We start from the raw sequence: 20,626 nt of genomic DNA, 5'->3' as shown, positions 1-20,626 counted from the left end.
AAGGGTGCTCACACGATGACCAGGATCGCTGTCATCGGGATGGCGTGCCGGTACCCGGACGCCACTTCACCGAAGGAACTGTGGGAGAACGCGGTCGCCGGCCGCCGCGCGTTCCGGCGCCTGCCGGACGGCCGGATGCGGCTGGAGGACTACTGGTCGCCCGACCCGGCGGCGCCGGACCGGTTCTACGCCCGCAACGCGGCGGTCATCGACGGCTACTCGTTCGACCGGGTCGGCTTCAAGGTCGCCGGCAGCACGTTCCGCTCGGCCGACATGACGCACTGGCTGGCGCTGGACATGGCCGCCACGGCGCTCGCCGACGCGGGCTTCCCGATGGCCGAGGGGCTGCCGCTGGAGCGCACCGGCGTCGTCGTGGGCAACACGCTCACCGGCGAGTTCTCGCGGGCCTCGCAGCTGCGGTTGCGCTGGCCGTACGTCAAGCGCACCGTCTCCGCCGCGCTGCGCCAGGAGGGCTGGGACGACACCCAGCTCGCGGCGTTCCTCGGCAAGTACGAGACGGCCTACAAGTCGGCGTTCCCGGAGGTCGACGAGGACAGCCTCGTCGGCGGGCTGTCCAACACCATCGCCGGGCGGATCTGCAACTACTTCGACCTCAAGGGCGGCGGGTACACCGTCGACGGGGCCTGCTCCTCGTCGCTGCTGTCGATCGCCACCGCCTGCAAGGCCCTGGAGGCGGGCGACCTCGACGTCGTCGTGGCCGGCGGGGTCGACCTGTCCATCGACCCGTTCGAGATCATCGGCTTCGCCAAGACCGGAGCCCTCGCGACCGGCGAGATGCGCGTCTACGACAACGGCTCCAACGGCTTCTGGCCCGGCGAGGGCTGCGGCATGGTCGTGCTCATGCGCGAGGACGACGCCCGCACGAGCGGCCGGCGGCAGTACGCCACCGTCGCCGGCTACGGCATCTCCTCCGACGGCAAGGGCGGCATCACCCGGCCCGAGGTCAACGGCTACCGCCTCGCCCTGGCCCGGGCGTACGAGCGGGCGGGCTTCGGCGTGGAGACCGTCGCGCTGTTCGAGGGGCACGGCACCGGCACCAAGGTCGGCGACGTCACCGAGCTGACCGCGCTGTCCCAGGCCCGCGAGCAGGCCGACCCGCAGGCGCCCCCGGCCGCCATCAGCTCCATCAAGGGCATGATCGGGCACACCAAGGCCGCGGCCGGGGTGGCGGGATTCATCAAGGCCGTCATGGCGGTACACCATGAGGTCCTTCCGCCCTCGCTCGGCACCATCCAGCCGCATCCGGTGCTCACCGAGGACGGTGCCCGCCTGCGCACGCTGCGCAAGGCCGAGGCGTGGCCGACCGACCGCCCGGTGCGCGCCGGCATCACGGCGATGGGCTTCGGCGGCATCAACAGCCACGTCATCGTCGAGAACCCCAACCCGCGGCGGGCGGCGATGAACGTGCGCACCCGCGCGCTGGCCGCCTCGCTGCAGGACGCCGAGCTGCTGTGCCTCGACGCCGCCTCGCCGCGCGAGCTGCGCGACCGGCTGAGCACGCTCATCGAGTTCGTGCCGCAGCTGAGCTACGCGCAGCTGGGCGACCTGGCCGCGACGCTGCACCGGGACCTGCGCGAGCTGCCGTACCGGGCCGCGGTGGTGGTCAGCTCGCCCGAGGACGCCGTGGCGCGCCTGACCAAGGTGCGCGACATCCTCGACGGCGACGAGACCACCCACTTCTCCGGCGACGGGCGCACCCTGCTCGGGCACGCCTCCGGCCGCGGCCGGGTCGGGCTGCTCTTCCCCGGCCAGGGTTCGGGTCGCGGGGTCAGCGGCGGGGCGATGCGCCGGCGGTTCGCGGAGGCCGACGGGGTGTACGAGCGCGCCGGTCTGCCCACCGGGGCCGACAGCGTCGCGACCGAGGTGGCCCAGCCCCGCATCGTGACCGGCTCCGTCGCGGGCCTGCGGGTGCTCGAAGCGCTCGGCATCGACGCGTCCGTCGCCGTCGGGCACAGCCTCGGCGAGCTCAGCGCCCTGCACTGGGCCGGCGCGATGGACGAGCGGCAGCTGCTGCGCATCGCCGGGCAGCGCGGGCGCACCATGGCCGAGCACAGCGCGTCGGGCACCATGGCGAGCATCGCCTCCTCGCCCGAGGCGGTCGCGCCGCTGCTGGCCGGGCTGCCGGTCGTCATCGGCGGCTACAACGGCCCGACCCAGACCGTGGTGGCCGGCCCGATCGACGCGATCGGCGAGGTGGGCCGGCGGGCGGCCGACGCCGGGCTGCACTCGGCCCAGCTGCGCGTCTCCCACGCCTTCCACTCGGCGCTGGTCGCCCCGGCCGCCGAGGCCTTCGCCGGCGTGTTGGAAGCGGAGTCATTCGGTACCGTCGACCGCCGCATCGTCTCGACCGTGACCGGGGACGTGCTGGCCGCCGAGACCGACGTGCGGGACCTGCTGCACCGGCAGATCGTCGACCCGGTGCTGTTCGCGCAGGCCGTCGCGCTGGCCGCCAAGGACGTCGACCTGCTCGTCGAGGTCGGCCCGGGCCGGGTGCTCAGCGGCCTGGCGGCCAGCACCACCGACGTGCCCGCCGTGGCCCTGGACACCGACAGCGAGTCCCTCGCGAACCTGCTCGGCGTGGTCGGCGCGGCCTACGTCGTCGGCGCGGCTCCGGTCGACCCGGCGCTGTTCCACGGCCGGCTCGTCCGCCCGCTCGAGGTCGGCGCCGAACTGTCCTTCCTGGAGAACCCGTGCGAGCGGGCGCCGGTGTCCACTGTGGACGCGGTGGCCGCGGTCGAGGTCGCGGCGCCCGTCGAGGTCGCGGCCGACCCGTCGGCCACGAGCCTGGACCTGCTGCGCCGGCTCGCCGCCGAGCGGGCCGAGCTGCCCCTCGACCTCGTCGGCCCGGACAGCCGGCTGCTGGACGACCTGCACCTGAGCTCGATCACCGTCGGCCAGGTCGTCAACCAGGTCGCCGCCCAGCTCAAGGTGGCCGGCTCGCAGCTGCCGACGAACTTCGCGGTCGCCACCGTCCGCGAGCTCGCCGAGGCCCTGGACAACGTCGCGGCCACCGACACCGGCACCGGCGGCGCGGGCGGCGACGTCGTGCACGGCGCGGCCGCCTGGGCCCGGGCCTTCCGGGTGCAGCTCGACCCGCTGCCGCTGCCCGGCGTCGAACCGGCGGACGAGGTGGGGACCTGGCGGGTGTACGCCGGGCCGGACAGCCTGCTCGCCGAGCCGCTCCGGCACGCCCTCGCGCGCACCCGGGTCGGCGGCGGCGTGCTCGTCTGCCTCCCCGAGGGCTGCACCGAGGAGCAGCTGCAGCCGGCCCTGCACGCGGCCAAGGCGGCCGCGGCCCAGCCCGCCGGCGGCCGGTTCGTGCTCGTCGAGCACGACCGCGGCGCGGCCGGTCTGGCCAAGACCCTGCGCCTTGAGGCCCCGCACCTGCGGGTGACGATCGCGCACGTGCCGGCGATCCCGGCCGCGACCGACTGGGTGGTGGCCGAGGTGGCCGCGACCAACCGGTTCAACGAGGCCTTCTACGACGCCGACGGGGTGCGCACCGTCCCGACCCTGCACCCGATGCCGGTCACCCCGGCCCGCACCGAGGCCCCGCTGACCGCGGACGACGTGCTGCTGGTGACCGGCGGCGGCAAGGGCATCACCGCCGAGTGCGCCCTCGCGCTGGCCGGCGACAGCGGCGCGACCCTGCTGCTGCTCGGCCGCTCCGACCCGGCCGAGGACTCCGAGCTCGCCGCGAACCTGGAGCGGATGCGCGGCCAGGGCGTGCGGGTGCACTACGGCCGGGCCGACGTCACCGACCCGGCCGCGGTCCGCGCGGCCGTCGAGGGGCTGACCCGCGAGTCCGGTCCGGTCACCGCGCTGCTGCACGGGGCCGGGCGCAACGAGCCGGCCGCCCTGCACAGCCTGGACATGGACGCGTTCCGGCGCACGTTCGCGCCGAAGCTCGACGGGCTGCGGGCGGTCCTCGACGCCGTCGACCCCGAGCGGCTGCGGCTGCTCGTCACGCTCGGCAGCATCATCGGCCGGGCCGGGCTGCGCGGCGAGGGACACTACGCGACGGCCAACGACTGGCTGGCGGGCGAGACGAGCGCGCTGGCGCAGCGGTACCCGAAGCTGCGGGCGATCTGCCTCGAGTGGTCGGTCTGGTCCGGCGTCGGCATGGGGGAGCGGCTCTCCGTGGTCGAACAGCTCAACCGGGACGGGGTCGTGCCGATCACCCCCGACCAGGGCGTGGCCATGCTGCGGCGGATCCTCGCCGACCCCGACGCCCCGAGCGTGGTCGTCATCAGCGGGCGCACCGAGGGCATCGACACGGTCCGCCGCAACGCCCCGCAACTGCCGCTCCTGCGCTTCGTCGGGCGCCCGCTGGTGTACTACCACGGCGTCGAGCTCGTCACCGAGGTCGACCTGGACGCGGGCACCGACCTGTACCTCGGCGACCACGAGCTGGACGGCAACCTGCTCATGCCGGCGGTCTTCGGCATGGAGGCGATGGCCCAGGTCGCGTCGGCGGTCACCGGCATCGAGGCGGTCCCGACCGTCGAGGACGCCCGGTTCCTGCGCCCGATCGTGGTGCCGCCGGGCGGCTCGACCCGGGTGCGCATCGCCGCCACCGTGGTCGACGACGACCAGGTCGAGGTGGTCATCCGCAGCGCCGAGACGTCGTTCGCGGCCGACCACTTCCGGGCCCGGCTGCGTCTCACCGGCGCGGTGCCGCCGGAGGGGGCACCGGAGCAGGTCGACGCCGGGCTGCCGGTCGTCCCGCTGGTGCCCGCCGAGGCACTCTACGGCGACGTCCTGTTCCAGGGTCCGCGTTTTCAGCGGTTGTACCGCTACCACCACGCCGCCGCCCGCCGGGTCGACGCCGCACTCGTCGAGTCCGGGCCGGTCGGCTGGTTCGCCGGGTACCTCCCGTCCCGGCTCCTGCTCGGCGACCCCGGCGTGCGGGACACGCTCATGCACGGCAACCAGGTGTGCGTACCCCACGCGACGCTGCTGCCCGAGGCGGTCGAGCGCATCCACCCGGCCGGCGAGCACGGGATGGACGCCGGCGAGCTGCGCTACTGCGCGACCGAGCGCAGCCGGGACGGGGACAGCTACGTGTACGACGTGGTCCTGCGCGACGGTTCCGGCCGGGCGGTGGAGCGCTGGGAAGGGCTGCGGCTGCGGGCGGTGCGCAAGAACGACGGGCGCGGGCCGTGGGCGCCGGCCCTGATCGGGCCGTACCTGGAGCGCAGCCTCGGCGACCTGCTGGGTGCGAGCCCCGCGGTGGTCGTGGAACCGTCCACCGTGGACGGCGGCGGGGACTTCGTGGCGCAGCGGCGCGCGTCGACCGCGGTGGCGCTGAGCCGGGCGGTGGGCCGGGTGGTCGAGGTGCGGTACCGGCCGGACGGGCGCCCGGAGGTCGACGGCGTCGACGCGGTCTCGGCCGCGCACACCGACGGGCTGACCTTCGCCGTCGCCGGGAGCGGGGCGCTCGCCTGCGACGTCGAGGTGGCCGCCGAGCGCGACCCGGAGACGTGGAGCGGGCTGCTGGGCGCCCACGCCGGGCTGGCCCAGCTGGTGGCCGGGATGGACGGCGAGCCGCCGTCGACCGCGGCGACCCGGGTCTGGTCGGCCGTCGAGTGCCTGCAGAAGGCCGGGCGGCTCGGCTCCGACCCGCTCACCCTGCTGCCGGAGAGCCGCGACGGCTGGATCGTGTTCGGCTCCGGCGACGCGCGGATCGCCACCTTTGCCACGACCGTGCACGGCCGGCCCGAGCCGGTGGTGTTCGCGATCCTGACCCAGGAAGGAAAGTAGCGGTGGGCGCGTACTTCGAGTACCTGCACACGGTCGGCTTCGAGGAGACCAACCTCGTCGGCAACGTCTACTACGTCAACTACCTGCGCTGGCAGGGCCGCTGCCGGGAGATGTTCCTCAAGACCCGGGCCCCCGAGGTGCTGGCCGACCTGCAGCAGGACCTCAAGCTGTTCACGCTGAAGGTCGACTGCGAGTTCTTCGCCGAGATCACCGCGTTCGACGAGCTGTCGATCCGGATGCGCCTCGTCGAGCTGGGCCAGACCCAGATCCAGTTCGCGTTCGACTACGTGCGGCTCGACCCGGACGGCACCGAGGCGCTCATCGCCCGGGGCAGCCAGCGGGTGGCCTGCATGCGCGGGCCGAACACCCGCACCGAGCCGGCCCGCGTGCCGGATGCGCTGGTGCGTGCGCTGGCGCCGTACACCGAAATGGCTCAGGTCTGAACATCTGCTGTTGGTTTGTGGAGGCCCGCGTGGACGTCCAGCAAGAAGCACCGACCGGCACCCTCGACACGCGCGTGCTGCGCACCACGTTCGGGGCCTTCGCGACCGGCGTCACCGTGGTGACCGTCGGCGGCGCCGCACCGCACGGCATGACCGCGAACTCCTTCACCTCGGTGTCGCTCGACCCGCCGCTGGTGTCGGTGTGCGTGGAACGCCAGGCCATCATGCACGCCTCGCTCACCGACGCCGGCCTCTTCGGCGTCTCGGTCCTGTCCGCGCGGCAGGAGGCCGTCGCGCGGCACTTCGCCAACCGGCACCGCCCGCTGGGCCGCCAGCAGTTCGACGCCGTCGACTGGCTGCCCGGCGAGCGGACCGGCGCGCCCCTCATCGCGGGCGCCCTGGCCCACTTCGAGTGCCGCGTGTGGCGCCGCTACGACGGCGGCGACCACACCATCTTCCTGGGCGAGCTGCTGGCGGCCGGCGGCGGCGTGGCCCCCGGCGACGCCCTGCTGTTCCTGGCCGGCCGCTTCCACGCCCTCGAGCCCGTTCCCACGGAGGCGCCCCGATGACCGTTGTCGACGCACGGGCCCGGCGGTTCCCGCCGGGCCCGCCGCGCTCCCAGGCGATGCGCATGCTGCGCGTCATGAACCGCGACCGGCTCGGCATGATGACCGACGCCGCCGCCCAGTACGGCGACGCCGTGCGCATCCCGGTCGGCCCGAAATGGCTGTACTTCTTCAACCACCCCGACCACGCCAAGCACGTCCTGGCCGACAACGCGGGCGCGTACCACAAGGGCATCGGCCTGGTCCACGCCCGCCGCGCCCTCGGCGACGGCCTGCTCACCAGCGAGGGCGACCTGTGGCGCAAGCAGCGCAAGGTGATCCAGCCCGCGTTCCAGAACCGCCGCATCGTGCAACAGGCCGGCGTCATCGCCACCGAGGCGGCCGCCCTGGTCGACCGCCTGCGCGCCAACGCCGCCGGCGGCCCGGTCGACGTCGTGCGCGAGATGACGGGGCTGACGCTGGGCGTGCTCGGCGCCGCGCTGATGGACACCAACCTGCGCGCGTTCGCCAATGTCGACGCGTCCTTCGCGGCCGTGCAGGAACAGGCGATGTTCGAGCTCGCCACGCTGGGCTCGGTGCCGATGTTCCTGCCGCTGCCGCACCAGCTCCGCTTCCGCAAGGCCAAGCGCGAGCTGCAGGGCATCGTCTCCCAGCTGGTCGCCGAGCGCGGCGCGAATGTCGAGGGCCGCGACGACGTGCTGTCCCGCCTGATCCTCTCGGTCGCGCAGGAGTCCGACCCGCGGGTGGCGAAGCAGCGCCTGAACGACGAGCTGGTGACGCTGCTGCTGGCCGGCCACGAGACGACGGCGAGCACGTTGAGCTGGTCGCTGTACCTCATCGACGCCCACCCCGAGGTCCGCGCCCGCTTGCACGAGGAGGCCGTCGCCGTGCTGGGCGACCGCCTGCCGGTCGCGGACGACCTGCATCGGCTGCGGTACACCCACATGGTCATCGAGGAGGTCATGCGGCTGTACCCGCCGGTCTGGATCCTGCCGCGCGCCGCCCAGTCCGCCGACGAGATCGGCGGCTACCACGTGCCTTCGGGCGCGGACGTGCTGATCTGCCCCTTCACGATGCACCGCCACCCGGACTTCTGGCCGGACCCGCTGCGCTTCGACCCGTCCCGCTTCGACCCGGCGGCGGTGAACGACCGGCCCCGCTATGCGTACCTTCCGTTCGGCGCCGGGCCGCGCTTCTGCGTCGGCAACCACCTCGGCATGATGGAGGCGGTCCTCGTGCTGGCGACGCTGATGCGGGATCTGGAGCTGCGCCTGCTGCCCGGCCGCGAGGTCGTCCCCGAGCCGATGATGTCCCTGCGCCTCCGCGGCGGCCTCCCGATGACGGTCCACGACGCCAAGTCCTGACGTCACGCACGAAAGCCGGCCGGTTCCCTGGGGAGCTGGCCGGCTTTCGTATGCCCCGTCTCAGCGGAGGCGGTCCAGGAGGGCGAGCAGGGCCAGCAGCGTCGTGCCGTCGGTGACCTCGCCGGCGGTGATGAGACCGCGGAGGTCGTCGAGCGGGACCCAGACGATGCGGTCGGACTCGAACTCGTCGGCCGGCGGGCCCACGCGCACGGCGCCGAAGCCCAGGAACACGTGGTGGTGGGCGCTGACCAGGCCGGCCATCGGGAAGAACTCCGCGAGGGGCTCCAGCGTGCCGGCCGGGCGCCAGCCGGTTTCCTCGGTGGCCTCGCGGGCGGCGGCGAAGTCGGGCTGCTCGCCGGGTTCGATGCGGCCGCCCGGGACCTCCCAGCCCCAGGTGTCGGGGATGAAGCGGTGCCGCCAGAGGAGGAGCACGTGGCCGTCGACGACGATGAGGGCGTAGGCGCCGTTCGCGCTGCGGATCAGGCGGTGGTCGAAATGGTGGCCGCCCGGGGCCTCGACGTCGGCGGTCTGCAGGTGCACCCAGCGGTCCTGGTACAGGGTGCGCGTCTGGCCTACGGTCCACCGCATGGGGGGCCTCCGTGGGATGCGCTACTCGTCGTAGGCGTCGAACCGGAATCCTAGGGCGGCCCAGTTGGCGCCGTGGCCGACCGCGCGGGCCGTGAGGGCGTCGATGAGGGCGTTGACGTGGGACCGGGCCGCGCGGCAGGTCTCCAGGGCGAACAGGGCGGCCATCAGGGGGTCGGCCGCGGGGCCCTCGCCGTCCGGGTCTTCTTCGGCCGTGCGCTCGATGGCCTGCAGGGCCGCCATCGCGTGGTCGAGGTGGGAGCGCCACGCGGTGTCGTTTGCCACGCATTCAGCATGCGCAATTCGCGACCCGGAAAGCGTCTTCGACATTGCCCAAGGACGAGGGAACGCGCGGTGGGACGGCCCGGCGCCGGGCCGGGCCGTCCCGGGGGCGGTCAGGCCGCGGCCAGCTGGGTGTGGCGCGCCGGGTCGTCGGCCATGCGCTGCAGGGCCGTCTTGCGGGCGTCCTGCAGGGCCAGCAGGACCGGCAGGTCGAGGCGCCCGACCGGCTGGAGCATCACGTCGAGGTTCAGGCGCGCCTCGCGGTCCACGGTCAGCGGGCCGCAGGTGGCGACCGTCAGGTTGGGCTGCTGGGCCGCTTCCGGGTCACCGGTCACGCCGTGGGCCAGCAGGTAGTACTGCTCGCCGGGGACGGCGCGCAGCTCGTAGCCGCCGGGCCCGTGCAGGACCGCGCAGCTGACCGGGCGGCCCTCGGGGATGGGGGTGGGGAACAGGCCGATGAAGATGAGACCCGGCCGGCGCAGCTGCGCGGGCAGGCCGATCCGGCCACTGATGCGGGCCGTGTCCGGGCCGCACGGGTCCTGGCTGGGAATGGTGGCGATGTACCCGCCGAGCCGCCGGTACGCCGTCGGGGAGACCCCGACGCTGCGCGAGAACCGGCTGCTGAACGTCCCGACGCTGTTGTAGCCGACCCGCATGCTGATGTCCGCCACGTTGAGCGAGGTGGTGAGCAGCAGGTGCTTGGCCTCCTCCAGGCGGATGGCCGAGAGGAAGCGGCCCGGCGACACGCCGGTGACGCGCTGGAACATGCGGGAGAAGTGGAACTTGCTGAACATCGCCGCCCGGGCCAGGTCATCGATCGTCACGGGCTCAGCTAAATTGCTGCGCATCGTAGCGATTGCACGTCCAATGGCATCTTCGACAGTGCTTTGCACGACGAACCTCCGGCATTCAAAGCAAAAGATTCGGTCATATGACCAGAGGGAGAATCACCCGGTAATCCCCGCCCGAGACGTCGGTGTGATCGACGTAGATGCTAGCGGAGGGTATGTCCGGAGGCAACACTCTGCGACGCGGCGACGGCGCTTTTCGTTGTGGCACAAGCGATGTGGCGGGCAAACTTCCGGACGGCCGCGAGAGTGGCGATTCCTGCTATCCGGCAGTGTGCCGCAGGTCGGCGTAGATATCGACACTCTCCATTCCTTCTTTGTCCGGATTGAACGGTGTTCACTGTGGTGGACGGTAGTAATCGCCGGATCTTCGTGGCAGAATTCGAACCAGCTTCGTCGATGCGGGGGAGGCAAGGTGCGGATCTCTGCGCTCAGTGCTCGATGCGGTGTGTCCGTGCCGACCATCAAGTTCTATCTGCGCGAGGGACTGTTACCCCCGGGCGTGCCGACCGCCCGCAACCAGGCCGATTACGACGAGACCCACCTCGAGCGGCTGCGGCTGATCCGGCTGCTCACCACCGTCGGCCAGCTGGGCCTGGCCGCGGTGCGCGACATCCTGGAGGCCGTCGACGACAAGACGCTGACCCGGGCCGAGCTCTACCAGGCGGTCAACGGGGTGCTGTACGCCGACCGCGTCGACGGCCGCCTGCACGAGGACGTCGGCAACGCCCGGCAGCGCGTGAATGAATACCTGAATGCCCTTCATTGGGACGTGGCGGCCACCTCACCGGCCCGCGAGACCCTCGCCCACGTCCTGGTCTCCTTCTGCCGCTCCGGCTGCGCCTCCGAGCGCGAGATCCTCGGCCCGTACATCGAGGCGGCCCGGCGCCTGGCCGCCCACGAGCTCGAGCTGCTCGGCGACGGCGACGACGTCGGCCCGGCGGTGACCGCGGTGCGCACGGTGCTCTTCGACGTGGTCATGACGACCATGCGCCGGCTCGCGCAGGAGGCCCAGACCGTCCACGGCCCGGGGTGAGCCGGCCCGCGCCGGCCGGCTGGGTGGGCGCGGTACCAAATGAGATCCCTTCGGACCCGAAGGGATCTCGTTGTGCTTTTCGGCGCGTTTGTAAAAGTGTCAGGAAAGCGACAATGGGCGATGCCTGATTTCATGCAGGTTACCGGATGTTTGCTCCGGGTAAACGACCGCGTGATATGGCGACCGTATTTGCGATTGATGCGAAAAGACCTGGCGCTGAATCGCGTGCAAGGTGCGTTTGCAATTGCGGATGCACGTGAACGTTCGTATTCAGCAATACGAACATCGCGATGTGGATCGTGATATCGCTCCCACGACCCGAGAATAGTTGACGCAACAGCGAACGACCACCGTCACCGGTGGCCGTTCGGAGTTTTGTGCACGCGGTATGCAGTTAGGACTGGTCCAGCCGGGAAATGGCGCCGGTGGGGCAGAGGTCGATGGCGTCGAGCACCGCGTCGCGGGACTCGGGCGGGACGGAAACGCACTGGAGCCGTACCAGACCGTCGTCGTCCTGGTCGAAGACCTCGGGCGCGTTGGTCACGCAGTTGCCGGAGCCGCAGCACAGGTCGCGATCGACGCTCACGCGCAGGCCACTCATGACCGCATCACCACCGCACGAACAGCTTGTGCACGCCGTAGATGAACGAGTCCGGCCGCAGCACCGTCTGGCCGGCCTCCGGGGCGAGGGCCAGCCCGGGCAGCCGGGCCGCCAGCCGGGTGAACGCGATGCGCAGCTCCGCGCGGGCGAGCGGCTGGCCGATGCACTGGTGCATGCCGAAGCCGAACGACACGTGCTGCTGGGCCCCGCGGTCGACGTCGAAGCGGTCCGGGTCGGCGAAGACCGCCGCGTCCCGGTTGGCCGCCGAGAGCAGCACGATGACCCCCTCGCCGGCGCGCACGAGCTGCTCGCCGACCTGCACGTCCTGCGTGGCGATGCGCGGGAGGCCGTGGTGCACGATCGTGAGGTACCGCAGCAGCTCATCGACCAGTGCCGGCGCGCGCTCGGGCCGGGAGACCAGCGCCGCCCACTCCTCGGGATGCGACCGCAGCAGCAGGAACGTGCCCAGCCCGAGCATGTTCGCGGTGGTCTCGTGCCCGGCGATGAGCAGCAGCAGGGCGACCCCGACCACGTCGTCGTGGGTGAGCGTGCCGGCGTCGAGCTGCTGGGCGAGACGGCTGGTCAGGTCGTCGGCCGGTTCCCGGCGCTTGAGCTCGACCAGTTTGCCCAGCGACTCGCGCAGGTCGCCCATCGCGGCCATCATCGCCTCGGGCGCCGCGTGGTTGTCCAGCAGCGTGTGGCTGTTGCGCTGGAAGAACTCGTGCTCCTCGTACGGCACGCCCAGCAGGTGCGAGATGACCATCGACGGCACCGGCAGCGCGAAGTGCTCGACGAAGTCCGCGGGCGCGCCGGCCGCCTCGAGCTCGTCCAGGAAGCGGTCCACGGTCTGCACGATGAGCGGCTCGAGGCGCTGCACCGCCTTGACCATGAATTCCGGGGTCAGCAGCCGCCGGTACAGCGTGTGCTCCGGCGGGTCCATCCGGATGAACGCCCCGGCGCGGCTCTTGTCGTCCTGCGGCGGCACCGGGCCGACCAGCGGGAACCCGGGGGCGGTGATGTCCGCGCTGAACGACGGGTCGCGCAGCACCTGGCGGACGTCGGCGTGCCGGGCGGCGAGCCAGGTCACCCCGCCGCCGGGCAGGGCCACCCGGCTCATCGGCGTGCTCAGCCGGTAGGCGCGTTCCTCGTGCGGCGGGTCGAACGGTCCGCTGCGCGGACAGCCGAACGGGAAGGCCTGAAGTTCGGAGTCGGTGGAGTGCGCCATCGCCTGCCCCTCGTGGTCGCGGGTGCGCTGAACGGCTCGACGGTATCGACGGATCGAAAGGCGTACATCCTTCAAGTTGCGGATGACTCGAAGTGGAACGCGGCCAGGAACGGCCCGAGCAGCGCCGCGTCGCCGTCCAGGCGCAGGACCCCGGTGCGCAGCGCCTCGCCGGGGTCGAGCTCGCCGGTGAGGATCGCGGCGAGCTCCTGCCCGGTGTGGATGACGAGGTCGGCGCCGCCGGTCGCGCCGGGCGCGGTCTCCAGCACGCCGTGGCGCACGCACAGGGTCGCGGCGACCTCGCCGACGTGCAGCTCGAAGATCGCGTCGAGCTCCTGGCGGGCGAACGGGTCGAACATGGTGCGCATCGCGATCACCAGGGTGTCGGTGGTCAGCGGGTCGGGCTCGCCGCCGCTGGTCAGGGCGCGCGCCCCCCAGCGGCCGAGGGCGATGATGATTCCCTCCAGGCCCTTGCCGCGATCGGTGAGCTCGTAGACCACGGCGTTGGCCGGGCGGGGCAGCACCCGGCGGCCGACGATGCCCTCCGCCTCCAGCTCGCGCAGCCGCGCGGCGAGGGTGTTCGTCGGGATCGGCGGCTCGCCGTTGCGCAGGTCGGTGTAGCGCCGCGGGGACACCAGCAGATCCCTGATGATGCGCAGGGTCCAGCGCTCGCCGACGAGGTCCAGCGCCCGCGTGATCCCGTTGAAGTGTCCACCGGTTCGGTCAACCATACTTCGCAGCATAGATGAAGCAACCGTTTGACATACCCCACTTGTTTTCGGCAAGCTTGGTTCCGATCGATGCGGGTACGGCCTCGCGGGCCCGACCCCCGCCCACCTGACGTGCTTGCGTGCTCCGCCCACATGATCACGCACGTCGCCCTGTCCCGTACCGACCGATGAAGTGATCATCTGGAGGGGCTCATGGAGCGCGCTTCCGGCCCGGCTCGAATCGTCAGCGGGCGATGGACGAAATGGATCGTCCTCGTCGTCTGGATCGTGCTCGGATTCGGCGTCGCCGGCCAGCTGTCGGCGAAGTTCCCCGACGTGCAACAGAACGACCAAGCGCAGTGGCTGCCCAGCGGGGCCGAGGCCACCCAGGTGGTCGAGCTGCAGGAGAAGTTCAACACCGCGGACATCGCCGCCGCGGTCATCGTCTACGAGCGGCCCGACGGGGTCAGCTCGGCCGACGAGTCGAAGGCCGCCGCGGACGCCGGCAAGCTCGCCGGGGTCGACGGCGTCGCGGGCAGCATCATCGGCCCGCTGAAGTCCGACGACGGCAAGGCGATCCAGGTCATCGTCCCGGTCAAGATGGGCGCCGACGGCTTCACCAAGGCGCCGGACCGGGTCAAGGCGATGAAGGAGATCGTCGAGGCGAACACCAACGGCCTCAACGTGTACGTCTCCGGCCAGGTCGGCGTCGCCGGTGACAACGTCAGCTCGTTCTCCGGCACCGACCAGGCGCTGCTGCTCACCACGGTCGTCGTGGTGATCATCATCCTGCTCTTCGCCTACCGCAGCCCGTTCGCGTGGATCCTGCCCGTCATCTCGGCCCTGGTCGCGCTCAACGTCACGCAGGCGTTCATCTACCTGCTGGCCAAGAACGCCGGGCTCACCGTGAACGGCCAGAGCGCGGGCATCCTCACCGTGCTGGTCTTCGGGGCGAGCACCGACTACGCCCTGCTGCTCATCGCGCGGTACCGCGAGGAGCTGCGCCGCCACGCCGACCGGCACAAGGCGATGGCGATCGCCCTGCACCGCGCCGGACCGGCGATGCTGGCCAGCGCCGGCACCGTGGCCGTGGGCATGCTGTGCCTGATGGTGGCCGACATGAACTCCACCAAGGGCCTCGGCCCGGTCTGCGCGATCGGCATCGGCATGGGCTTCCTGTCCATGATCACCCTGCTGCCCGCGCTGCTGGTCATCTTCGGCCGCTGGATCTTCTGGCCGGTCAAGCCGAAGGTCGGCACCGAGGAGAAGAGCGCGACCGGCGGGCTGTGGAGCCGGCTCGGCCGCGCCATCGCCGGCAGGCCGCGCACCGTCTGGGTCGTCACCGCGGCCGCGCTCGCGATCTGCGCGCTCGGCCTGACCCAGCTCAACGCGACCGGTCTGTCCGTCACCGACTCGTTCGTGGACAAGCCGCAGGCGATCGTCGGGGCCGAGGTCGCCGCGAAGCACTTCCCGGGCGGCGAGGGCCAGCCGGTCGTCGTCATCGGCAAGGCGAGCGCGAGCGAGGCGCTGACCACGGCGATCCGCGGCACCGACGGCATCGCCGAGGTCGGCCCGCCGCTGGTCGCCGGGGACCTGGTGATGCTGCAGGGCGTGCTCAAGGACCTGCCGGACACCAGCGCCGCGGAGGCGACGGTGCTGCGGGTGCGCGACGCCGTGCACGCCGTGGCCGGCGCGGATGCGAAGGTGGGTGGGCCCACCGCCAGTACCATCGACATGAACAAGGCCAACCGGCACGACAACATGCTGGTCATCCCGCTCGTGCTCGCCGCCGTGCTGCTGATCCTCGGCCTGCTGCTGCGCGCCGTGGTCGCCCCGCTCCTGCTCATCGCCACCGTGGTGCTGTCCTACGCCGCGGCCCTGGGCATCAGCGCGGTGGTCTTCAAGGGCGTGTTCGGCTTCGACAGCTCCGACAGCTCGTTCCCGCTGATGGCGTTCGTGTTCCTGGTCGCCCTCGGCATCGACTACAACATCTTCCTGATGACCCGGGTCCGGGAGGAGGCGCAGGTCGTCGGCACTCGCCGCGGCATGCTCACCGGCCTGGCCACCACCGGTGGCGTCATCACCTCGGCTGGCCTGGTCCTCGCGGCGACGTTCGCCGTGCTGGCCAACCTGCCGCTGGTGTTCTTCGCGGAGCTCGGCTTCGCGGTCGCGCTCGGAGTGCTGCTCGACGCCCTGATCGTCCGCTCCGTGCTGGTGACCGCGCTGAACCTCGACTTCGGCAAGCGGATCTGGTGGCCGAGCCCGCTCGCCGCCAAGGACGACGACCCGGAGCCCGACCCCATCGCGGACGCACCGGAACGCCCGGTCGTGCCGGCCTAAGAGCAGGTTGCGATGCCGTCCCCCGGTGCACGACCGGCCGGGGGACGGCACTCGCGCGTTCAGCCCAAAATTCAGGAAGGACGATGGAATGCCCATCCGCATCGCCGGCGCCCGGGTGCACAACCTCAAGGACGTCACGCTCACCCTGCCCGAGTCGAAGATCACCGTGTTCGTCGGGGTGTCCGGCTCCGGCAAGTCCTCGATCGTCTTCGACACCGTCGCGGTCGAGTCCCAACGCCAGCTCAACGCCTCGTACAGCTGGTTCATCCGCAACCAGCTGCCGAAGTACGAGCGCCCGCAGGCCGACGCGATCGAGGGCCTGACCACCGCGGTCATCGTCGACCAGCAGCCGATCGGCGGCAACAGCCGCTCCACCGTCGGCACGATCACCGACGTCGCCCCGGTCCTGCGCGCCCTCTTCGCCCGCCACGCCGAGCCGACCACCGGCCTGGTGTCCAGCTACTCGTTCAACGACCCGCGCGGCATGTGCCCGGAGTGCGAGGGCATGGGCCGCACCGTCCAGCCCGACGTCGAGCGCATGCTGGACAAGTCGAAGTCGCTCAACGGCGGGGCGATCCTGCTGCCCACGTACAAGGTCGGCACCCCCGACTGGCAGATCCTGGCCGGGGACAGCCGCCTCGACGCCGACAAGCCGCTGCGCAAGTACACCAAGGACGAGTGGCACACGCTGCTGCACGGTACCGGCGGCAAGGTCGAGGTGAAGACCAAGAACGCCACGATCAAAATCAACTACGAGGGCCTGGTCGACAAGTTCGTCCGGCTCAACCTCAAGCGGGACACCAGCACGCTGAGCGAGAAGACCCGCGAGGCGATCCAGCAGTTCATGACCGAAGGCCTGTGCCCGCTGTGCCACGGCGCGCGGCTGAGCCAGGAGACGCTGAACAGCCGCATCGACGGGCGCAACATCGCCGAGATGTCCGGGCTGTCCATCGACGAGCTGATCCCGGTGCTGGCCAAGCTCGACAGCCCGATCGCCGAGACCGCCCGCACCGCGCTCGAGCGGATCTCCGGCATGGGCCTGGGGTACCTCACCCTCGACCGCCCCACCGTCACGCTCTCCGGCGGCGAGGGGCAGCGGCTCAAGATGGTGCGGCACCTGGGCTCCACGCTCACCCACCTGACGTACATCTTCGACGAGCCGAGCGTCGGACTGCACCCGCGCGACGTCGGCCGGCTCAACGAGCTGCTGAAGGGCCTGCGCGACAAGGGCAACACCGTGCTCGTGGTCGAGCACGACCCCGACGTCATCGACATCGCCGACCACGTGGTCGAGGTCGGCCCGGGCGCGGGCGGGCACGGCGGTGAGATCGTCTTCGAGGGTACCGTCGCCGCCCTCGCCAAGGCCGCCACCCGCACCGCGACGGCGCTCGGCGAGCGGGGCGCGGTGAAGAAGACGTTCCGCAAGGCCGGCGGGCAGCTCAGCATCAAGGACGCCGACCTGCACAACCTCAAGAACGTGTCGGTCGACATCCCGACCGGCGTGCTGACCGCGGTCACCGGCGTCGCGGGCTCCGGCAAGACCAGCCTCATCTCCGGCGTGTTCGCGGCCCAGCACCCGGCGGCGACCTTCGTCGACCAGGGCCCGATCACCGCCTCGTCGCGCTCCAACCCGGCCACGTACCTCGAGCTCATGGACGGCATCCGCAAGCTGTTCGCGAAGGCGAGCGGGCAGCCGGAGGCGCTGTTCAGCTTCAACTCCAAGGGCGCGTGCGAGGAGTGCCAGGGCCGCGGGGTCATCATCACCGAGATCGCCTTCATGGACCCGGTGACCACGCACTGCGAGACGTGCCACGGCCGGCGGTTCAAGGAGTCGGTGCTGGAGCACCAGCTGCGCGGCAAGTCCATCGCCGACGTGCTGGAACTGCCGGCCGAGGAGGCCGTCGGCTTCTTCACCGAGAAGGCGCTCAAGCCGAAGCTGCAGGGCCTGGTCGACGTCGGGCTCGGCTACCTCACGCTCGGCCAGCCGCTCAGCACGCTGTCCGGGGGCGAGCGGCAGCGCATCAAGCTCGCCACCCAACTGCACAGGACCAGCAGCGTGTACGTGCTGGACGAACCGACGACCGGCCTGCACATGGCCGACGTGGGGACGCTGATGGCGCTGCTGAACCGGATCGTCGACGACGGCAACACGGTCGTCGTCATCGAGCACAACCTGGACGTCGTCCGGCAGGCGGACTGGGTCATCGACCTGGGTCCCGACGGCGGCGCCGGGGGTGGCGAGGTCGTGTTCACCGGCACGCCCAAGCAGCTGCTGGCCAACAAGAAGTCGGTCACCGGCGAATACCTGCGCAAGTACGTCGGCTGATTCGCTCACCACGTGCGCGGCCGCCCGGCTGCGCACGTGGTGAGATGCCCCGAACGCGCCTTTCCGGCCACGCTGTTGCGCATGGCATCGGACATCGTGGTGGACGTGTGGTTCGCCGACTACCCGTTCCAGACCAACCGGGGCGAGCCGTTCCTGCAGCCGCTGCGCGCGCAGGCCGCCGCGTTCGAGGCCCGGCACCCCGGCTGCCGGATCCGGGTCCGCGGGGTCGACTTCTGGACGATGACCCACGAGGTCTCCGAGGCCGTCAAGCGCGGCGACGCACCGGACGTGGCGGGCTACTACGCGTCCGACACGCGGATGGCGCTCGACACCAAAACGCTGCAGGGCCTTCCACGGTACGTCAGTGTCTCCGCCGCCATCGCCGGCCGCACCTCGGTGCTGGGCGAGCCCGTCCTCCTCGACGACCTCGAGCCCGCCGTCCGCGACTACTACACCGTGGCGGGCGATCTGCCGTGCGTGCCGCTGTCCGCAACGACCACCGTGCTGTACAGCAACCTGACACTCCTGCGCCGCCACGGCCTGAGCGAGCCGCCGCGCACGTGGCACGAACTGCGCACGGCGAGCGCGGCGGCCGGCGTCACGTGGGCCAACCACGGATGGCTGTTCCAGCAGGCCGTCGCCGCGCAGGGCGGGCTGCTCGCCGACGCCGGCAACGGCCGCCGCGGCACCGCGCGCACCGTCGACCTCGCCGGCCCGGAAATGCTCGCGTGGGTCGAGTTCTGGCGCGACCTGCACGCCGACGGGCTGTTCCGCTACAGCGGGACGATCGAGGACTGGGAGGGCGGCTTCCGCGCGTTCGCCGGCGGCGAGGTGGCGTTGCTCATCGACTCCTCCAAGGCGGCCGGAGACCTGGTCGGCATCGGGCGCGAGGCGGGGTTCGAGGTCGCCGTGAGCGACGTGCCGCACAACGAGCACGCGCGGTACGCCGGAAACTTCGTCTCGGGCGACGCGCTGTGGCTCGCCGACGGGCCCGACCGGGTCAAGCGGGACCTCGCCCTGGCGTTCATGCTGTCGCTGCTGCGGCCGGAGGCGGTCGCGGAGTGGCAGCGCAGCAACGGCTTCCTGCCCGTGACCCGCGCGGGGCAGCGGGTCCTCGACGACGAGGGCTGGTTCGCGGCGCACCCGCACGAACGCGCGGCCCTCGCGCAGCTGCGGCGCTCGGACCGCTCACCGGCGGCGCTCGGCCCGGTCGTCGGCGGGCTGACGCGCATCGACGAGGTGCTCGCCGCGGCCATGCACGACGTGCTCGTCGCCGGCGCCGACCCGGCCGAACGCTTCGCCGCGGCCACCGTCGCCGCGCAGCGCATCGTCGCCGAGCACCTGCAGTCCACTGTGGACTGAGCGTTCGTCGGCACGCACGAAGATGCAGGCCACGGGCGGGCTCGGCGAGGCTTGACGAGTCCGCCCCCGGCACCACCGTGAGGAGCACCAGGCGTGGTCACCATGTCCGACGCGGACTACCTGCGTCTCATCATCCACGGCGCGACCGCGTTCGAGCTCGTGCACGCGGCGCTTCAGCTCGACCTGTTCGAGGCGCTCGAACAGCACGGCGCGATGTCCGTGGCGGACACCGCGAAGGTCCTGCACATCGAGGAGCAGCCGGCCCGGATCCTGCTGCTGGGCCTGGCCTCCCTGCAGCTGCTCGAGACCACGCCGCCGCTGTACCGCAACACGCCCCTCGTCCGCCGCAAACTCCTGCGCGCCGGCGACACGTTCCTCGGCCCGCTCGTCGACGTGCAGTCCGCCATCATCAACGCCGCGCTGCCCGCGTTCACCGACGCGCTGCGCACGAACACGAACGTCGGGCTGCACCGCACCGCCGGCGCGCACGGCACCCTGTACGAGTGGCTCGGTTCGCAACCCGAGCTGCAGCGCACCTTCTACGCGAACATGGGCGACGTCTCCCGCCGCACGTTCGCGCAGATCCTCGACCGGTACGACTTCTCGAACCTGCGCACCGCGGTCGACTTCGGCGGCGGCGACGCCACCAACGCGATCGAGCTCGCCCGCCGCTTCCCGCACCTGCACGTGCGCGTGTTCGACGCACCGGCCGTGCGCGAGGTCGCCGAGCAGCACATCGCACAGGCGGGACTGAGCGACCGCGTCACGTTCCACGCCGGCGACCTGTTCGCGGATCCGCTGCCGCGCGGCGCGGACGCGGTGCTCGTGTTCCACGTCTTCGAGATCTGGTCGATGGCGCGCAACACCGAGCTGCTGCGCCGGTGCCACGCGGCCCTCGCCGACGGCGGGGTCTGCCTCGTGTACAACTTCGTCTCCGCCGACGACGGCACCGGCCCCCTCGGCGCGGGGCTCCTGTCGCCCTACTTCCTGACCCTCGCCTCCGGTGAGGGCATGGTCTACTCCGCCGCCGACATGGAGCGGGCCGTCCTCGACGCCGGCTTCAGCGGCACCGAGCGCCACACCGACTTCGGCTTCGGCCACGCCCTCGTCGTGGGGCGCAGGTAGCACTTCGGCCTCGCCCTGTTCGGGGCCGCAGG

At 71.8% G+C, this 20,626-nt stretch carries 15 protein-coding genes; 9 read left to right on the top strand and 6 right to left on the bottom strand.

Annotation, left to right across the window (positions count from 1 at the left end; all coding sequences use genetic code 11):
- Positions 1 to 15 precede the first annotated feature (15 nt).
- Genes ACQP00_RS31590 through ACQP00_RS31575 form a run of 4 tightly spaced genes read left to right on the top strand, consistent with a single transcriptional unit; the run spans position 16 to position 8,157 of the window.
- Positions 16 to 5,784, top strand: coding sequence for a type I polyketide synthase (locus tag ACQP00_RS31590; RefSeq protein ID WP_433202021.1), 5,769 nt, complete (start codon positions 16 to 18; stop codon positions 5,782 to 5,784).
- 2 nt (positions 5,785 to 5,786) lie between these two features.
- Positions 5,787 to 6,227: an acyl-CoA thioesterase gene (locus ACQP00_RS31585; RefSeq protein ID WP_433202018.1), complete on the top strand. Its 441-nt coding sequence runs from the start codon at positions 5,787 to 5,789 to the stop codon at positions 6,225 to 6,227.
- Positions 6,228 to 6,256: 29 nt separating this feature from the next.
- Complete coding sequence (locus ACQP00_RS31580) at positions 6,257 to 6,796, top strand: flavin reductase family protein (RefSeq protein WP_433202015.1); 540 nt, start codon at positions 6,257 to 6,259, stop codon at positions 6,794 to 6,796.
- Entirely contained in the window at positions 6,793 to 8,157 is a 1,365-nt protein-coding gene (locus ACQP00_RS31575; RefSeq protein ID WP_433202012.1) for a cytochrome P450, read from the top strand. Before ACQP00_RS31580 ends, ACQP00_RS31575 begins: the two co-directional genes overlap by 4 nt.
- A 60-nt stretch (positions 8,158 to 8,217) precedes the next feature.
- Here ACQP00_RS31575 and ACQP00_RS31570 read toward each other — a convergent pair whose 3' ends face one another.
- The 3 genes from ACQP00_RS31570 to ACQP00_RS31560 all read right to left on the bottom strand — a co-directional run bounded on the left by ACQP00_RS31570 (position 8,218) and on the right by ACQP00_RS31560 (position 9,872).
- On the bottom strand, positions 8,218 to 8,745 hold the full coding sequence (locus ACQP00_RS31570; RefSeq protein ID WP_433202009.1) for an NUDIX hydrolase: 528 nt from the start codon (positions 8,743 to 8,745) through the stop codon (positions 8,218 to 8,220).
- 21 nt (positions 8,746 to 8,766) lie between these two features.
- Positions 8,767 to 9,027 (bottom strand): hypothetical protein, encoded by a 261-nt coding sequence (locus tag ACQP00_RS31565; protein ID WP_433202006.1) that lies wholly within the window; start codon positions 9,025 to 9,027, stop codon positions 8,767 to 8,769.
- Positions 9,028 to 9,137: 110 nt separating this feature from the next.
- A complete protein-coding gene (locus ACQP00_RS31560; protein ID WP_433202004.1) occupies positions 9,138 to 9,872 on the bottom strand; it encodes a helix-turn-helix domain-containing protein in 735 nt (244 codons plus the stop codon).
- A 454-nt stretch (positions 9,873 to 10,326) separates the two neighbouring features.
- On the opposite strand from ACQP00_RS31560, the gene ACQP00_RS31555 reads away from it, so the two are divergent.
- Positions 10,327 to 10,908 carry a MerR family transcriptional regulator gene (locus ACQP00_RS31555; RefSeq protein WP_433202001.1) on the top strand — a complete coding sequence of 194 codons (582 nt, stop codon included), beginning with the start codon at positions 10,327 to 10,329 and terminating at the stop codon, positions 10,906 to 10,908.
- A 394-nt stretch (positions 10,909 to 11,302) separates the two neighbouring features.
- On the opposite strand, the gene ACQP00_RS31550 is transcribed toward ACQP00_RS31555, so the two are convergent.
- From ACQP00_RS31550 to ACQP00_RS31540, 3 genes are all read right to left on the bottom strand, one after another.
- Positions 11,303 to 11,509 (bottom strand): ferredoxin, encoded by a 207-nt coding sequence (locus ACQP00_RS31550; RefSeq protein ID WP_433201998.1) that lies wholly within the window; start codon positions 11,507 to 11,509, stop codon positions 11,303 to 11,305.
- Between the two features lie 7 nt (positions 11,510 to 11,516).
- Entirely contained in the window at positions 11,517 to 12,734 is a 1,218-nt protein-coding gene (locus ACQP00_RS31545; protein ID WP_433201995.1) for a cytochrome P450, read from the bottom strand.
- A 71-nt stretch (positions 12,735 to 12,805) separates the two neighbouring features.
- Positions 12,806 to 13,462: a winged helix-turn-helix transcriptional regulator gene (locus ACQP00_RS31540; RefSeq protein ID WP_433201992.1), complete on the bottom strand. Its 657-nt coding sequence runs from the start codon at positions 13,460 to 13,462 to the stop codon at positions 12,806 to 12,808.
- Positions 13,463 to 13,654: 192 nt separating this feature from the next.
- Here ACQP00_RS31540 and ACQP00_RS31535 point away from each other — a divergent pair, with 192 nt between their 5' ends.
- The 4 genes from ACQP00_RS31535 to ACQP00_RS31520 all read left to right on the top strand — a co-directional run bounded on the left by ACQP00_RS31535 (position 13,655) and on the right by ACQP00_RS31520 (position 20,594).
- Positions 13,655 to 15,781 carry an MMPL family transporter gene (locus ACQP00_RS31535; protein ID WP_433201989.1) on the top strand — a complete coding sequence of 709 codons (2,127 nt, stop codon included), beginning with the start codon at positions 13,655 to 13,657 and terminating at the stop codon, positions 15,779 to 15,781.
- 88 nt (positions 15,782 to 15,869) lie between these two features.
- Complete coding sequence (locus ACQP00_RS31530; protein WP_433201986.1) at positions 15,870 to 18,107, top strand: ATP-binding cassette domain-containing protein; 2,238 nt, start codon at positions 15,870 to 15,872, stop codon at positions 18,105 to 18,107.
- An 81-nt stretch (positions 18,108 to 18,188) separates the two neighbouring features.
- On the top strand, positions 18,189 to 19,469 hold the full coding sequence (locus tag ACQP00_RS31525; RefSeq protein WP_433201983.1) for an extracellular solute-binding protein: 1,281 nt from the start codon (positions 18,189 to 18,191) through the stop codon (positions 19,467 to 19,469).
- Between the two features lie 102 nt (positions 19,470 to 19,571).
- Positions 19,572 to 20,594, top strand: a complete 1,023-nt coding sequence (locus tag ACQP00_RS31520; protein WP_433224062.1) for a methyltransferase — start codon at positions 19,572 to 19,574, stop codon at positions 20,592 to 20,594.
- Positions 20,595 to 20,626 lie beyond the last annotated feature (32 nt).

This window comes from Dactylosporangium sp. CS-047395 (assembly GCF_050942185.1).
Lineage (GTDB): Bacteria > Actinomycetota > Actinomycetes > Mycobacteriales > Micromonosporaceae > Dactylosporangium.
This window is presented reverse-complemented; position numbering and strand designations above follow the sequence as displayed.

Coding starts and splice junctions, on each gene's coding strand:
- ACQP00_RS31570 (WP_433202009.1), bottom strand. CDS start 8,745: ATGCGGTGGACCGTAGGCCAGACGCGCACCCTGTACCAGGACCGCTGG.
- ACQP00_RS31520 (WP_433224062.1), top strand. CDS start 19,572: ATGTCCGACGCGGACTACCTGCGTCTCATCATCCACGGCGCGACCGCG.
- ACQP00_RS31550 (WP_433201998.1), bottom strand. CDS start 11,509: ATGAGTGGCCTGCGCGTGAGCGTCGATCGCGACCTGTGCTGCGGCTCC.
- ACQP00_RS31540 (WP_433201992.1), bottom strand. CDS start 13,462: ATGGTTGACCGAACCGGTGGACACTTCAACGGGATCACGCGGGCGCTG.
- ACQP00_RS31575 (WP_433202012.1), top strand. CDS start 6,793: ATGACCGTTGTCGACGCACGGGCCCGGCGGTTCCCGCCGGGCCCGCCG.
- ACQP00_RS31530 (WP_433201986.1), top strand. CDS start 15,870: ATGCCCATCCGCATCGCCGGCGCCCGGGTGCACAACCTCAAGGACGTC.
- ACQP00_RS31535 (WP_433201989.1), top strand. CDS start 13,655: ATGGAGCGCGCTTCCGGCCCGGCTCGAATCGTCAGCGGGCGATGGACG.
- ACQP00_RS31545 (WP_433201995.1), bottom strand. CDS start 12,734: ATGGCGCACTCCACCGACTCCGAACTTCAGGCCTTCCCGTTCGGCTGT.
- ACQP00_RS31590 (WP_433202021.1), top strand. CDS start 16: ATGACCAGGATCGCTGTCATCGGGATGGCGTGCCGGTACCCGGACGCC.
- ACQP00_RS31525 (WP_433201983.1), top strand. CDS start 18,189: ATGGCATCGGACATCGTGGTGGACGTGTGGTTCGCCGACTACCCGTTC.
- ACQP00_RS31560 (WP_433202004.1), bottom strand. CDS start 9,872: ATGCGCAGCAATTTAGCTGAGCCCGTGACGATCGATGACCTGGCCCGG.